The sequence below is a fragment of the Promicromonospora alba genome, from assembly GCF_042654905.1.
Classification (GTDB): Bacteria; Actinomycetota; Actinomycetes; order Actinomycetales; family Cellulomonadaceae; genus Promicromonospora; species Promicromonospora alba.
Genome location: NZ_JBHSFI010000003.1, coordinates 208,859 through 221,713, shown reverse-complemented (window position 1 = coordinate 221,713; position 12,855 = coordinate 208,859). Strand labels below are relative to the sequence as shown.

14 protein-coding genes and 3 tRNA genes are annotated in these 12,855 nt (G+C 68.2%); 10 read left to right on the top strand and 7 right to left on the bottom strand.

Annotation, left to right across the window (positions count from 1 at the left end):
- Positions 1-6: 6 nt before the first annotated feature.
- Genes ACFO6V_RS06235 through ACFO6V_RS06225 form a run of 3 tightly spaced genes read right to left on the bottom strand, consistent with a single transcriptional unit; the run spans position 7 to position 2,883 of the window.
- Positions 7-525, bottom strand: coding sequence for a hypothetical protein (locus tag ACFO6V_RS06235; protein WP_377133323.1), 519 nt, complete (start codon positions 523-525; stop codon positions 7-9).
- Complete coding sequence (locus ACFO6V_RS06230) at positions 509-1,441, bottom strand: DUF2797 domain-containing protein (protein WP_377133318.1); 933 nt, start codon at positions 1,439-1,441, stop codon at positions 509-511. The genes ACFO6V_RS06235 and ACFO6V_RS06230 overlap by 17 nt, the downstream gene beginning before the upstream one ends.
- 11 nt (positions 1,442-1,452) lie before the next feature.
- Complete coding sequence (locus ACFO6V_RS06225) at positions 1,453-2,883, bottom strand: DUF6236 family protein (protein ID WP_377133316.1); 1,431 nt, start codon at positions 2,881-2,883, stop codon at positions 1,453-1,455.
- On the opposite strand from ACFO6V_RS06225, the gene ACFO6V_RS06220 reads away from it, so the two are divergent.
- Positions 2,833-3,450: a helix-turn-helix transcriptional regulator gene (locus ACFO6V_RS06220; RefSeq protein WP_377133314.1), complete on the top strand. Its 618-nt coding sequence runs from the start codon at positions 2,833-2,835 to the stop codon at positions 3,448-3,450. The two genes, ACFO6V_RS06225 and ACFO6V_RS06220, sit on opposite strands and share 51 nt — an antisense overlap.
- Before the next feature lie 91 nt (positions 3,451-3,541).
- Entirely contained in the window at positions 3,542-4,870 is a 1,329-nt protein-coding gene (locus ACFO6V_RS06215; protein WP_377133312.1) for an MFS transporter, read from the top strand.
- Positions 4,871-4,896: 26 nt separating this feature from the next.
- Here the strand turns inward: ACFO6V_RS06215 and ACFO6V_RS06210 are convergent, their stop codons facing one another.
- Positions 4,897-5,463 carry a dihydrofolate reductase family protein gene (locus ACFO6V_RS06210; protein WP_377133310.1) on the bottom strand — a complete coding sequence of 189 codons (567 nt, stop codon included), beginning with the start codon at positions 5,461-5,463 and terminating at the stop codon, positions 4,897-4,899.
- An 83-nt stretch (positions 5,464-5,546) separates the two neighbouring features.
- Positions 5,547-5,945, bottom strand: coding sequence for a PPOX class F420-dependent oxidoreductase (locus ACFO6V_RS06205; RefSeq protein ID WP_377133308.1), 399 nt, complete (start codon positions 5,943-5,945; stop codon positions 5,547-5,549).
- Between the two features lie 150 nt (positions 5,946-6,095).
- Here ACFO6V_RS06205 and ACFO6V_RS06200 point away from each other — a divergent pair.
- The 5 genes from ACFO6V_RS06200 (at position 6,096) to ACFO6V_RS06180 (ending at position 8,098) form a co-directional block, all read left to right on the top strand.
- A tRNA-Gly gene (locus ACFO6V_RS06200) sits at positions 6,096-6,167 on the top strand.
- Between the two features lie 25 nt (positions 6,168-6,192).
- Positions 6,193-6,263, top strand: a tRNA-Cys gene (locus ACFO6V_RS06195).
- Between the two features lie 6 nt (positions 6,264-6,269).
- Positions 6,270-6,344 (top strand) — tRNA-Val (locus ACFO6V_RS06190).
- A 222-nt stretch (positions 6,345-6,566) separates the two neighbouring features.
- Positions 6,567-7,409, top strand: a complete 843-nt coding sequence (locus ACFO6V_RS06185; protein ID WP_377133306.1) for an AraC family transcriptional regulator — start codon at positions 6,567-6,569, stop codon at positions 7,407-7,409.
- 74 nt (positions 7,410-7,483) lie between these two features.
- The gene (locus tag ACFO6V_RS06180) at positions 7,484-8,098 is read left to right on the top strand and encodes a dihydrofolate reductase family protein (RefSeq protein ID WP_377133304.1); all 615 of its coding nucleotides are present in this window, start codon (positions 7,484-7,486) and stop codon (positions 8,096-8,098) included.
- A gap of 422 nt (positions 8,099-8,520) precedes the next feature.
- Here ACFO6V_RS06180 and ACFO6V_RS06175 read toward each other — a convergent pair whose 3' ends face one another.
- Positions 8,521-9,102, bottom strand: coding sequence for a TetR/AcrR family transcriptional regulator (locus ACFO6V_RS06175; RefSeq protein ID WP_377133302.1), 582 nt, complete (start codon positions 9,100-9,102; stop codon positions 8,521-8,523).
- A 99-nt stretch (positions 9,103-9,201) separates the two neighbouring features.
- Between ACFO6V_RS06175 and ACFO6V_RS06170 the strand changes: the two genes are divergently transcribed.
- Positions 9,202-10,254: an aldo/keto reductase gene (locus tag ACFO6V_RS06170; protein WP_377133300.1), complete on the top strand. Its 1,053-nt coding sequence runs from the start codon at positions 9,202-9,204 to the stop codon at positions 10,252-10,254.
- A gap of 5 nt (positions 10,255-10,259) precedes the next feature.
- Positions 10,260-10,970: a DUF998 domain-containing protein gene (locus ACFO6V_RS06165; RefSeq protein ID WP_377133298.1), complete on the top strand. Its 711-nt coding sequence runs from the start codon at positions 10,260-10,262 to the stop codon at positions 10,968-10,970.
- 39 nt (positions 10,971-11,009) lie between these two features.
- On the opposite strand, the gene ACFO6V_RS06160 is transcribed toward ACFO6V_RS06165, so the two are convergent.
- Positions 11,010-12,020 (bottom strand): NADP-dependent oxidoreductase, encoded by a 1,011-nt coding sequence (locus ACFO6V_RS06160; protein ID WP_377133296.1) that lies wholly within the window; start codon positions 12,018-12,020, stop codon positions 11,010-11,012.
- An 89-nt stretch (positions 12,021-12,109) separates the two neighbouring features.
- On the opposite strand from ACFO6V_RS06160, the gene ACFO6V_RS06155 reads away from it, so the two are divergent.
- Positions 12,110-12,715 (top strand): TetR/AcrR family transcriptional regulator, encoded by a 606-nt coding sequence (locus ACFO6V_RS06155; protein WP_377133294.1) that lies wholly within the window; start codon positions 12,110-12,112, stop codon positions 12,713-12,715.
- The last annotated feature ends 140 nt before the right edge of the window (positions 12,716-12,855 follow it).

Below are 12,855 nucleotides of genomic sequence, written 5' to 3'. Positions count from 1 at the left end.
TCGAGATCAGAGCTCGAACACGACGGTGACCGCATCCGTCAGCAGCACCCGGTACGGCAGCTCGGCCAGTGTCCCGCCGTCCACATCGATACCGCGCAGCTGGGCCGCTTCTGCCAGGTCCTCCCACGGATGGGAACCAGGATTGTGGCGGTCGTCCGCCTGCACCAGATCCAAGATCTCCGCGATCAGGTCGTCCGCCGTGCGCTTCCACGAGATATTCTCGTCGGCTTCGCTGCCGCCAGTGGTGACGCCTCGATCCATGTCGAGGCGGATCAAGGACTCGTCGGACAGGCGCACGTACTGCGTGATCTTGATGCTGATGCTCGGCTGGACGTTGGCCGTCGGTGTTTCATCGACGTCGCAGATGGCAACCGTCCCGATCACACGAAGGCCAAACAGGTCGAACGGCAGGCGCTGAGCGGGTTCAGCGTCCCCTGGCTTTCCATAGAACGGGGCGTAGTGAAAACCTTCGATGGGACCGTCCGAGGGCCCACGGACGCCGTCGGCGTCAGAAGAGGACGTCATGCTGGACCTCCGTCGTAGCCCGGGGCTTCGCGACCGGCGTCGTCCGGGCCGTGAGCAGCGCATCGTCCTCAGCGCGGTTCAGGGCCCAGCCCTGGAGCAGGCCGGTGTCCAGCAGGACGATCCCACCGGGCGTGGACAGGTACAGGTCGCGCCCGATCCGGCACACGACTTCACCGTTGATCGTGGCTCCGGTCTGCAGGGGATCGATCTCCTGCTCGGCGGCGATCCCGCCGTCGGGCAACCCGTAGGCCAGGGTGTGATCCACGGGGCCGGTAGCGGTGCGGGTCTGACCGGGCGGCCAGTCCAGGCCCGCGGCCTGTTCGGCGACGGCGACGAGCTCTGCCGCGCGGGCCGACGCCGTCCCAGGGGCCAGCCGGGCGCCACGCTTACGGGCGGTGTGGACTTGCTGGGGTACGCCGAGCGCGGTGGTGAGCAGTGCCTCGCACCGTCTGGCGGACAGCAGTGTCCCGGCCGATAGGACCATCGAGGACAGCGCGCCCTGTTCCAGCAGCCGGGCTTGCCCACGCTCGGTCGCGGTGATCCCAGCCTTGACCACGCTCCCGTGGTGGGCGAGATAGACGCAGAACTCGCGCGGGTCGTCCAGGACGGTGTCGGTCGCCACCGACCGGGTGCGGGCGATCGCCGCGCAGGAGTCGCACTGCCCGGACTTCGCACCCGCGTCGATCTGTGCGCGGGCGGTGCAGGGCACCCGGCGGCCGTCCCACCACAGCCCGACACAGCGCCGGTCCAGCCCGACCATGAGCGACAGGCGCGCCCCGAGATCGACAGCGCTGGCCCGCACGCCACCGGTCGGTGAGAGCCACTGCAGCGCGGCGCCCGCCTCGGTCCAGACGAGCCCGGTAGGCCGCCAGGCGGGTGCGGGGGTGTCGGTCACGAGGCGCCTCTCAGCGGTCATGGAGCGGGTGATCAGTACGTGCCGGCCCAGAGCTTCCTCGCGCGGTTCGCGAGCGTCTTCGGAGTCAGCTGTTCTCGCACGCCGAGGAGGTAGCTGACCTCGGACTCCGTGCGGAGCTTCTTCCGATCGTGTCGTACTCCTGTCCACCATGCCGTGCCGACAACTGCCACGGTCTCGACGCCCGCCGCGATCACTGGCTGGTCCAGCAGACTGGTGGCGGCCGCGACACCGGCCGGAGCCGCGAAGGAGCTCGCCGTCAGCATGGTCCGGGTCGTGGGCAAGCGGAGCAGCTTCAGCCCGCGCTCGAGGTCCTCCAGGGGCTTCTTGATGTGCTTCTCGACGTGCTCGTTGAACGTCTCGAGCTCGCGGTGGTCTACCGAAATCGATGCGATCTGAGCCAGCTCATCGGCCTGCTTGGCAACGTGGTCGCGGAAGGCCATGAGCTCATCCCGCAGCTTCTCCCGGCACTCCAAGATCTTGTCGGGCGGCACGATCGACAGGTCTGCAGGTGCAACTGCCTGTACCGAGAGTGCGACGTAGCGGTCGAGACCCTCTCGTGACGGCGGCCGAGACGCCGCCCCCACAAGAAGCTGGAGGGCTTCCGTGACGTCGCGATGCGGTACAGCGGCCCGCAGATCGTCCTGGTCGGTGATCGGCTGAAAGTTGCCGCGCTCGCTGAACCGGCCGACGAGGGCGGTCATGTACGCGGCGGCGACGGCGGGATGCAAGCCGATCCACGTCTCGGCCGGGTAATGGTCATAGCCGTAATCCGACCAGGCTGGGTCCTGCTCGCTGTCGACCGACGGCGCGCTGTCCCGGCCGCGGACCGCGAGCCCGTGGCCTACCAGCATGTCCACGGCCCCGAACGGGAACTTGTCGAGGTGTACCCATCCGAGGTGTTTGTGCCCCGCCGGGACGAACACGCCGCGTGCGGTGTCGTGGTCCACGTGTGCCGGGCCGTCGCCAGGGACGACACGGTAGCGGGAGGCCAGCTGGTCTGCATTGGCCCGAAGAGCCATGAGGAGGTCCAGTCCGGCCGTCGCGAGGAGCTTCCGCGGGTCCTCGCTGCCGAGTACTCCTGCCTCGGCGAAGACGCGTGCCGTCGGGGAGTCGCGGGTCTGATGGCGGTGGGGCACGAGCCGCCGCACGGTCGGCCAGTAGAGCGCCGCCGTCTTGAGCCAGTTGTCGTCGCGGACGTGGATGTAGGGGAAGTACAGGCCGTGGGGCTGCACGATGTCTCCTCGGTGCTCGAGTCCGTCCCGCGTAAGATCACCGATGATATGACCAGGCAGAACAGCGAGAGCGAGAGTGCGGCCGACGGGACCGTCCCCGCGGTGACGAAGGGCCGTTTCGAGAGCATCGAAGCTGCCTACTCGGTGCTGGAGCCGGTCATGCGCGCCGTCGCTTCCGCCGTCGGCGACCACTGCGAGGTCGTGCTGCACGATCTCAGCCAGCGCGACCTGAACCACACGATCTACGCGATCGTCAACGGTCACGTCACCGGCAGGAAGGTCGGCGGGCCGTCCACGAACCTCGGGCTCGAGGTGATGCGCGACGAGGCCGCCGAGCACGACGAGTTCGGCTACTCGGGCCGCACGACGGACGGGCGCGAGCTGCACTCGTCGTCCGTCTACTACCGCGACGAGTCGGGGCGGATCATCGCCGCGCTGTGCATCAACATCGACCTGACGCCGTTGCAGACGGCGCAGAACGTCCTCAGCGCCCTGCTGCCGCCGTCGCCGTCGGCGCCGCCGGGAAAGCGCGACCGTGAGCTGCACACGCACGACATCTCGAGCCTGCTCGACACGATGATGGCCGACGCCATCTCGGCGGTCGGCCGGCCGGTGGCGATGATGGACAAGTCCGACCGGATCGCCGTGCTGCGCACCCTCGACGAGCTGGGCGCGTTCCATGTCAAGCGTTCGGTCGAGACGGTGGCGAAGCGCCTGGGAATCTCCAAGGTCACCGCCTACGCCTACCTGGACCAGATGCGGTCGGGGCGCGACTGATCTCGGCGGCTCCGCGCGAGCGCTCAGACTTTTACCTTAACGAAACGTTCGAGGCGTAGACGTTGTGTTCAGAAGTCGCCATCATCGTCCGATGACGACTTCGCCGCTGACCCGAACCCAGAAGCGCACCATCGCCGGTGGCGCGATCGGCACGCTCATGGAGTACTACGACTACTACCTGTACGGCCTGGCCTCGGCGGCGATCTTCCCCGCGGTGTTCTTCACCGGTGAGGACCCGATCGTCGCGCAGCTCTCGTCGTTCGCCACCTTCGCGGTCGGCTTCTTCCTGCGCCCTGTCGGCGGCCTGGTGTTCGGCCACATCGGCGACCGCGTGGGTCGCAAGACGACGCTGATGATCACGGTCGTCGGCATGGGCATCGCCACCGCCGGCATCGGGCTGATCCCGCCGGAGGCGTCGATCGGCATCGTGGCGCCGCTGCTGCTGATCTTCTTCCGCATGTGCCAGGGCTTCTTCGTCGGCGGCGAGATGGGCGGCGCGGCGACGATGGTCGTCGAGCATGCCCCGGTCGGCCGGCGCGGCATGTACGGCGCGTTCCTGATCAGCGGCGCGGGCATCGCGAACGTGGCGTCCGCCGGTCTGATGGCCGGTCTGGGCCTCGGCCCGGAGTCCTGGTTCATGACCTGGGGCTGGCGCATCCCGTTCGTGCTCGGCCTCGTGCTCGCCATCGTCGCGATCGTGCTGCGCAGCAAGCTCGAGGAGTCGGAGGAGTTCAAGGACACCAAGCAGGCTCAGACGGACGCCGGAGTGAAGAGCAACCCGATCAAAGAGGTCTTCCGGCACCCGAAGAACGCGATCATGGGCATCCTCATCGGCCTGCCGCAGAGCATCGCCGGGTATGTGGTCCTGACGTTCGGCATCGCCTACATGGTGAACGAGAACGACATCCCGGCCTGGCAGGGGTTCGCGGGAACGATGATCGTCGGCCTGCTGCAGATCGTCGTCGCCCCGGCATACGGCGCGCTGTCCGACCGGATCGGACGCCGGAAGGTGTACATCGCGGGCTGCGTCGGGTTCGCGGTACTGGTCTGGCCGGCGTTCCTGCTGTTCGACACGAGCAACCTGCTCCTGATCTGGGCGGGCATGATCCTCGGCTTCGTGATCCCCGGCGTAGCCATGCAGGCGACGCTGCAGACCATGCTGGCCGAGATGTTCGACCCGGAGGCACGCACCACCGGGGTGAACATCGGGTACCAGATCTCCAACACCCTTGGCGGCGGGCTCGCGCCCTTCATCTGCACGGCGCTGGTCGCGCTGGTCGGCGGCCAGATCTGGCCCGTGATCGTGTACTGCGCGGTGATCTGCCTGATCGGCGCGATCGCGACCGCCACCGCGACCATCAGCACCGACGGCTCGCGCCTGCACGAGCTGAGGACCGCACCGGTCGCGGCCGACGCGTGACATCCGGGCCCAGCCCCGAAGCGGGCTCAGCCATCAGCCCCCGGCGGCGCGTCCAGCACCGTGGGGATGTACTCCAGAAGCTGGAGCTGCCCGTCGAACAGGTGGTTGTTGACCAGCTCGAGCGTGACGTCCGGGTACCCGTCGAAGATGCGTTCCTTGCCGTTGGCGCCCGTGATGACGGGGAAGACCACCACCCGGAAGCGGTCGACGAGGCCCGCCCTGAGCAGCGACCGGCTCAGGCTGAGGCTGCCGATGGTGCGCAGGGGGCGCGAGGACGTGCGCTTCAGCTCGCGCACCACCTCTACCGCGTCGCCGTCGACCAGCTCGGAGTTGGCCCACGAGAGCGGCGCCTTCAGGGTCGACGAGAACACCACCTTGGGCATGGTGTTCAGGGGATCGTCGGGCATCTTGGCGGCGAACCCGGACATGACCCGGTACGTCGTCGCGCCCATGAGCGTCGTGTGCGACGTCTCGGAGTCCGAGGTGATCCAGTCCAGGTACTCGGGCCCGCCCATGCCCCACAGGCCGGGCCAGTCCTCCGCCGCCGCGTAGCCGTCGAGCGAGATGATGAAGTCCACCATCAGGTTCGGCATCGGTCTCTCCTTCGTCGGGGAATCTTCCGTACCAGGAGAGACCTGCCGTGCGCGGAGAACTCATCGCCCCGCGCCGTTGACGGCTACTTCGATGCGACGTGCTCGATGCTCATCACCAGGATGACGCGGTCGGCGCTGTCCGGCGGCGGCAGCTGGTCCGGGTTGCCGTAGCGCTTGCCCAGGTGGACGTAGAAGTCACCCGTCGGGTCCGGGATCACCTCGATCAGCTTGCCGCGGAGCTCGACGTAGCCGAACACGTCCTCGTGGTTGATGATCGCGAGGCTCATCGACGGGTTGCGCTGCAGGTTGCGGTACTTGGCGCGCTTCGTGGTGTGCGTGAAGCGCAGCGTCTTGCCGTCGAAGTCGAACCACATCGGGTTGACCTGGACGGTGTCGTCCGGGCGGATGGTGCCGAGGAACCCGTAGTTCGGCGCCTCGAGGATCGGCAACAGGTGGGCGGGGATGATGTCGGTCGCACTCATACGGCAGAACATAGCCCGCACCTGGGCCCGGAGGCTCCGGAAGACGCCTCGCAGGTGGCGAGCCCATTTCGATTGGACCGGCACACCGTTTGTGAACTACTCTTCCGGAGCGTCACCACAGGGACTCGAAAGGGTCCGAGCTGGTGCAACGCGGATGTAGCTCAGTGGTAGAGCATCACCTTGCCAAGGTGAGGGTCGCGGGTTCAAGTCCCGTCATCCGCTCGAACCCGCTTTGGTGGGAGAGCACGGTGGGTTGGCCGAGAGGCGAGGCAGCGGTCTGCAAAGCCGTACACACGGGTTCGAATCCCGTACCCACCTCGCAATGGGCGATTGGCGCAGCGGTAGCGCGCTTCCCTGACACGGAAGAGGTCACTGGTTCGATCCCAGTATCGCCCACCAGCAGAACAAGGCCCTCTGGCCAGCGGAAACGCAGGCCAGAGGGCCTTTTGCATGTCTGGCGCCAGTGGACTGGTGTGGGCAGACGTCGTGCCAGCGGAGTCGCTCGGGTGTTGATTTCAAGGGCTCGTCCGCCCTCGCCGATCGACCGCATTGCTGCTCTGAACGTTTCCTCCACGGGCGCGGATCGAACGGTCCGGAATTCCTGTCGGCCACACTGGGTCGATGGAGTACGTCGGTCGGGTGCCAGGCCCGCCGCTCGACCAGTTCATCGACGATATCTACTGCTTGACGGGGGCACCGCGCCATCGCCGGATGAACGTTCCGCCGATGCCGTCGGCCCACCTGTTCATCAACCTCGGCGAACCCGCACGCCTGTTGGGTCCCGACCCGTCGGTGCCACCGGCGGTGGTGGCGGACGGATGGTTCATGGGCGTGTGGACCAGGCGTTTCACCATCGAGTACCCCACGCGAGTGCACTTCGTCGGGGCGCACTTCAAACCCTGGGGACTCTCGCCGTTCGTCGGCATACCCGCGACCGAACTGCGGGACCGATGGGTGCCGGTCGATGCCGTCTGGCCACGGTCCGCGGACAGGATCCGCAACCAGCTCGGCGACGTCGCATCGGCCGCCGAGGCGCTGCGGCTACTGGAGGAGGAACTGCGGACGCGACTTGCCGAGGCGCCGGCCCGTGGCCTCGACCTGGTCCGGCACACCGGCGGGCGCCTGGAGGCATCCTGGGGCGCGGTCCCCGTCCGCGCGTTGACCGATGCCGCAGGGGTGAGTGGCAACCATCTGGCTACGCAGTTCAAGTCTCACGTCGGGGTCACCCCGAAACGGGTGGCGCGGATCTACCGCTTCGCGCGGCTGATCGTGTCCGTGGACACCTCGCGTCCGGTCGACTGGTCGGCACTCGCTCATACGGCGGGCTACTTCGACCAGGCTCACTTCAGCAAGGAGTTCAAGGACTTCACCGGCCACACGCCGACGGAGTACCTGGCTCTGCGACGCAGACATCCGGCTGAGCGGGATTTCCCGCCGGACAGCGGTCCGATGCCCGCTGATTGATTTCCTACAAGCCGTGCTGCCCCGCCGGGCGACAAGATCGTCCGTGAGGTAGCGACGAGACCTAGGAGAAACCCGTGGGCACAGTGATCATGCACAGCGTAGCGTCGGTGGACGGCTTCATCGCCGACGAGAACGACGGCGTCGGACCGCTCCACGACTGGTACTTCAGCGGGGACGTCCCGATCACCGGCGACCGCGACGGACAGTACGACCATTCCGGCTCCGGGAGCGGGTTCAGGGTGTCGAGCGCGTCCGCGGAGTACGTCCGGCCGATGTGGCAGGAGATCGGCACGATCGTGATGGGTCGCCACATGTTCGACCTGATGAACGGCTGGGAGGGCCAGCCGCCTACGGGCGACCACGTGGTCGTGGTGTCCCACCGGCCCAAGCCCGAGGGCTGGCACCCCGAGGCGTCGTACCACTTCGTCGATGACGTGAAGGCCGCGATCGACAAGGCCCAGGAGCTCGCCGGAGAGCGGACAGTCGCCGTCAACGCCGGCGAGGTGGGCGGTCAGATTCTCGCCGCGGGTCTGGTGGACGAGGTGGCGATCGACGTGGTGCCGGTCGTGTTCGGGTCGGGCAAGCGTTACTTCGGCAGCATCGACGGACAGCATCTCCTGGAGGATCCCCACGTGGTCATCCAGGGTGGCCGGGTGCTGCATCTGCGATTCAGGGTCCGGCCTTCGTGACCGCGTCGATGACCGGTGGTCTTCTTGCGCTGAGTCAGGCGGGTGTGCTTGACGTAGGCGGTGACAACCTGGATCCAACCGAACGCAAGGGCTGTTGCGCTACCTGCCGAAATTTGCCCCTGACCAGCGCCGATGCAGGTCAGGGCGGGAAGCACTCATGAGACCCTCGGCATCGCTGGGCAGGGCTCTGAGCCGTAGCCTGCCCTCCAGGCGTCGTCGCACCCGCGTCGTCGTCCCCGGCCTGCGACAGCACCCGCGCTCAGCTCAGAGACGCTGTCGTTGCAGGTGAGAGCAGGTGCTGAAACAGTTTCGGTCCCAGTATCGCCCACCAGCAAGACGAGGCCCTCTGGCCGGCGGAAACGCCGGCCAGAGGGCCTTCTGCATGTCTGGTGCAGCGGGCGGTCCGGCCCTTCCCACGACCGTCAGCGGGAAGCCTCGGGCGCGGCGATCCCGTCGAACACCATTGCGGTCAGCCTGCGTCCTTGAGCCACGCCGAGCGCGTCGGGTGCCACTCGCCAGAGAAAGCTCATCAGGAGCAGCACGTCGCCGGCGCCCAGGCCGGGGCGGACCGAGCCCTGCTCGACACAGGCGTCCAGCAGCTTGCCGATGGCGGCGGTGACCGGGGCGTAGGTCCGGTTGATGGCGTCCTGGATCGCGGCGTGGTGCAGCGCCTCGCCCAGGCCGTGCTTGACGCGGATGTATGCGGCCAGCATCTCGAACCACTCGATGAAGGCCTCCTTCGCCGGGCGGTCAGCCAGGAGTTCGTCCACCGAGCCGACCAGCTTCTCCACGTCGTGCTGGTACACGGCCAGGATCAGCGCTTCCCGGGTGGGGAAGTGGCGATACAGCGTCCCTGCGCCGACGCCGGCCCGCTTGGCCACCTCGTTCAGTGAGGTCGCCGGGTTCTTGGCGAACAGGTCGTGGGCGACCTCCAGGATCGCGGCGCGGTTGCGCTCGGCGGCCTTGCGCTGTGTCCCGTAGGTCGCGGTCGTCTCTTCAGGCACAGACCTTTCCTCCCGTTGACTCCCGGAGAGTTCTCCGCTAGTTTCGCATCATGTTGCGGAGAACTCTCCGCGAGTTCCTACTTTAGCAGGAGGCACCACGTGCGTTACGTGAAGCTCGGCACCACCGGCCTGGACGTGTCCCCGGTCGCGATCGGCGCCATGACCTACGGCGAGCCCGACCGGGGACACCCTGTCTGGTCGCTCGGCGAGGAGCAGGCCCGCCCGCTGATCCAGCACGCGCTCGAGGCGGGCATCAACTTCTTCGACACCGCGAACCTGTACTCCAACGGTTCCAGCGAGGAGATCCTCGGTCGGGCGCTGGCCGACTTCGCCGACCGCGACGACGTCGTCATCGCGACCAAGCTGCGTCACCCCATGCGGCCAGGCCCGAACGGCAAGGGTCTGTCGCGCAAGGCGATCATGACCGAGGTCGACCACTCGCTACGCCGCCTGGGCACCGACTACATCGACCTGTACCAGGTCCACCGCAACGACCCCGCGACCCCGCTGGAGGAGACGCTCGAAGCGCTGAGCGACCTCGTCAAGGTGGGCAAGGTGCGCTACCTGGGTGCGTCCTCGATGCACGCCTGGGAGCTCGCCAAGGCTCTGCACCTGCAGAAGCAGCACGGCTGGGCCCGGTTCGTCTCGATGCAGGACCACTACAACCTCCTGGCCCGCGAGGAGGAGCGCGAGATGATTCCGCTGTGCCTGGACGAGGGTGTCGGCACCGTCGTCTGGAGCCCGCTCGGCCGCGGTCGCCTCGCCCGGCCCTGGGACCAGGCCAACGCCACCCACCGGGCCGAGACCGACGGTGCCTACGCCGACCTGCTCTACACGCCCGCACAGGAGGCGTCCAACCGCGCCATCATCGACGCAGTGGGGTCCGTCGCCGAAGTCCGGGGCGTGAGCCGCGCACAGGTCGCCCTGGCCTGGCTGCACCGCCAGCCTGTGGTCACCGCACCCCTGGTGGGCGCCGGCACGGTGGCGCAGATCGACGACGCCGTGGCATCCCTCGACCTCGACCTCACCGACGACGAGGTCCGCGCACTCGAGGGGCCGTACGCGCCCCGGTACGACTTCCAGGGCATCTCCGACGAGGCCGAGCTCGACGCCATCCGTGCCCGCATCCCCGGCATGGCCCTGAAGGCGTGAGCACCATGACCTCGATCCTGCGTACCGGGCCGGCCGCTCGGCTCGGCGCCCTCCTGCTGCTCGTCGGCCCGCTGGTCAGCTGGGCCGCCGAGCTCGTCACCGCCGCCGCGTGGACCAGTCCCCGCTACGCGCCCCTGTACAACTGGGTCAGCCACCTCGGTCTGCCCGAACGCGAGACCGCGTTCGGGCAGACCGCGGACTCCCCGCTGGCCTGGGTCATGAACACCGGCTGGGTGTTCTACGGCGCCGTCCTGATCCTTGGTGCCGTCCTGCTCCTGGACCAGCGCAAGGGCTGGCGGCCGATCGTCCTGACGGCGCTCGCGGTGCTCTCCGGCGTCGGGGTGTCGCTCGTCGGTCTCGTGCACGGCTCGACCGAGAACCTCGCCAACGGGCTTGCCGTGTTCCACTTCCTCGGCGCGCAGAGCGTCATCGTCAGCGGCAACGTCTTCGCGTTGGTCGCCGGCGTGTCCGCTCGGCACCTCGGCCTCGATCGCTCCCGCGGGAGGCTCCTCATCACCCTCGGCGTTCTCGGTCTGATCGGCTTCGTCCTGTTCATGGTGGACGTCCGCGCCGGCATCGAGTGGAACATCGGCCTGTTCGAACGCTGGGCGATCTACCCCATCATGGTCGGGCACGCACTGCTCGGCGCCACCCTGTCGACCCGGCAGGCGGTGCGCGTGGTGGACGCGCATGACGGCGCAGTGCTCGCGCGCTGAGGTGCTGGTGCTCCGATCCCGCCTTCTGCGTGTCCTCGCTCAGACGCGGACGAGCATCTTCCCGGTGTTGGCGCCGCGCATCATGTCGAGGAACGCGTCGACCGTGTTCTCGATGCCGTCGGCGATCGTCTCGTCGTAGGAGATCTCCCCGGCGGCGAACCAGGCCGTCATCCGCTCCTGGAACTCGGGGGCGAGGTGGAGGTAGGCGCCGAGGGTGAACCCCTGCAGGGTGAGCCCGCGCGTGATGATGTTGGCCATGTTGTCGGGCCCGGGGGTCTTCCCGGTGGTGTTGTAGACGGCGATGGCCCCGCAGAGCGCGGCCCGTCCGCCGTCGTTGAACGCGTCGAGGGCGGCCTCGAGGTGGTCGCCGCCGACGTTGTCGAAGTACACGTCGATCCCGTCGGGCGCGGCCTCGGCCAGCTGGGCGCGCACGTCGCCGTCCTTGTAGTTGAAGGCGGCGTCGTAGCCGTACTTCTCGGTCAGCAGGGCGACCTTCTCGGGTGATCCCGCGGATCCGATGACGCGCTTGGCCCCGAGGAGCTTGGCGATCTGGCCGGCGGCGGTGCCGACCGCGCCGGCCGCGCCGGAGACGAAGACGGTGTCGCCCTCCCGCATCCCGGCGATCGCCGTGAGCCCCACGTACGCGGTGAGTCCGGTCATGCCGAGGACGTGCAGGCGCAGCGACAGGGGCACGCCCGGCACGTCGGGGACGACGCGGAAGGTCGAGGCGTCGTCCTGCACCGTGTCGGACCAGCCGTGCTGGTGCAGCACGACCGCCCCGACGGGGACGCCTTCGGCGGCCGACTCGACGACGCGGCCGATCGCACCACCGGGGATGGTCTCGCCGAGCGCGAAGGGAGCGACGTAGCTGCGCACGTCGTTCATCCGCCCGCGCATGTACGGGTCGACCGACACGAACTCGTTGCGCACGCGTACCTGACCGGGCCGGAGGGCGTCGTGGGCGACGGCGACCGTGCGGAAGTTCTCGTGCGTCGGCCATCCGGTCGGGCGGGAGACGAGCTGGATCTGCGTGCTCATGAACTCGGACATAAAAACGTGCTCCCTCGGGGTGGATCTATTCTGTAACGACCCTTCCAATATATACTGGACCGAGCGTTACAGAACAACTGGAGGCAGGGATGGCTCGGACACAGGGCTTCGACCGCGATGTGGTGGTGCGTGCGGCGCGCACCCTGTTCTGGCGTGTCGGGTTCGAGGGTGCCTCGGTCCCGGCCCTGGAGGAGGCGACGGGGCTGAGCCGGTCGAGCATCTACAACACGTTCGGCTCGAAGCGAGGGCTGTTCGACGCCGCGGTGCAGAGCTATCTCGACGAGGTGATCCGGCCGAGGCTGCGCCCTCTGCGGGCCGACGTCGTCGCCCCGGAGGCGGTGCTCACGTACGTGGACGGGCTGCGGGAGGCGTTCACGCGGGCCGACTCGATGTCGGCGACCAGCGGCTGCCTGCTCATCAACACCGCCACCGCACCGGTCGTGCACGACGGCGAGGTGGCGCGCGTCGTCGCCGACTACCGTGACGAGCTGCGCGCGGCGATCGGCCGTGGGGTTGCCGCGTACCTCGGCGCGGTGGCGCCGGCGGAGCAGGAGCGCCTCGCCGACGCGGTCACCGGGCTCTCGATCGCCGCGTTCGCGCTCGTACGCATCACCCCGGCCGAAGCCGACCGCACGCTCGCCGCCGCTCGGGACCTGCTCACCGCGGCACGTGACCAGGCGGCGCGCGCCCGCTGACACGCGCCGTCGTCGCGGCGAAGTGATCAATACCGAACAACATCTTGGCGCTTTTCGCCGCTGGCTATAACGTGGCGCCCAGTAGCTGATCTTAAACGATCAGAAACGAACATCGACGCCGATGGTAGCCGAGTGCGGTT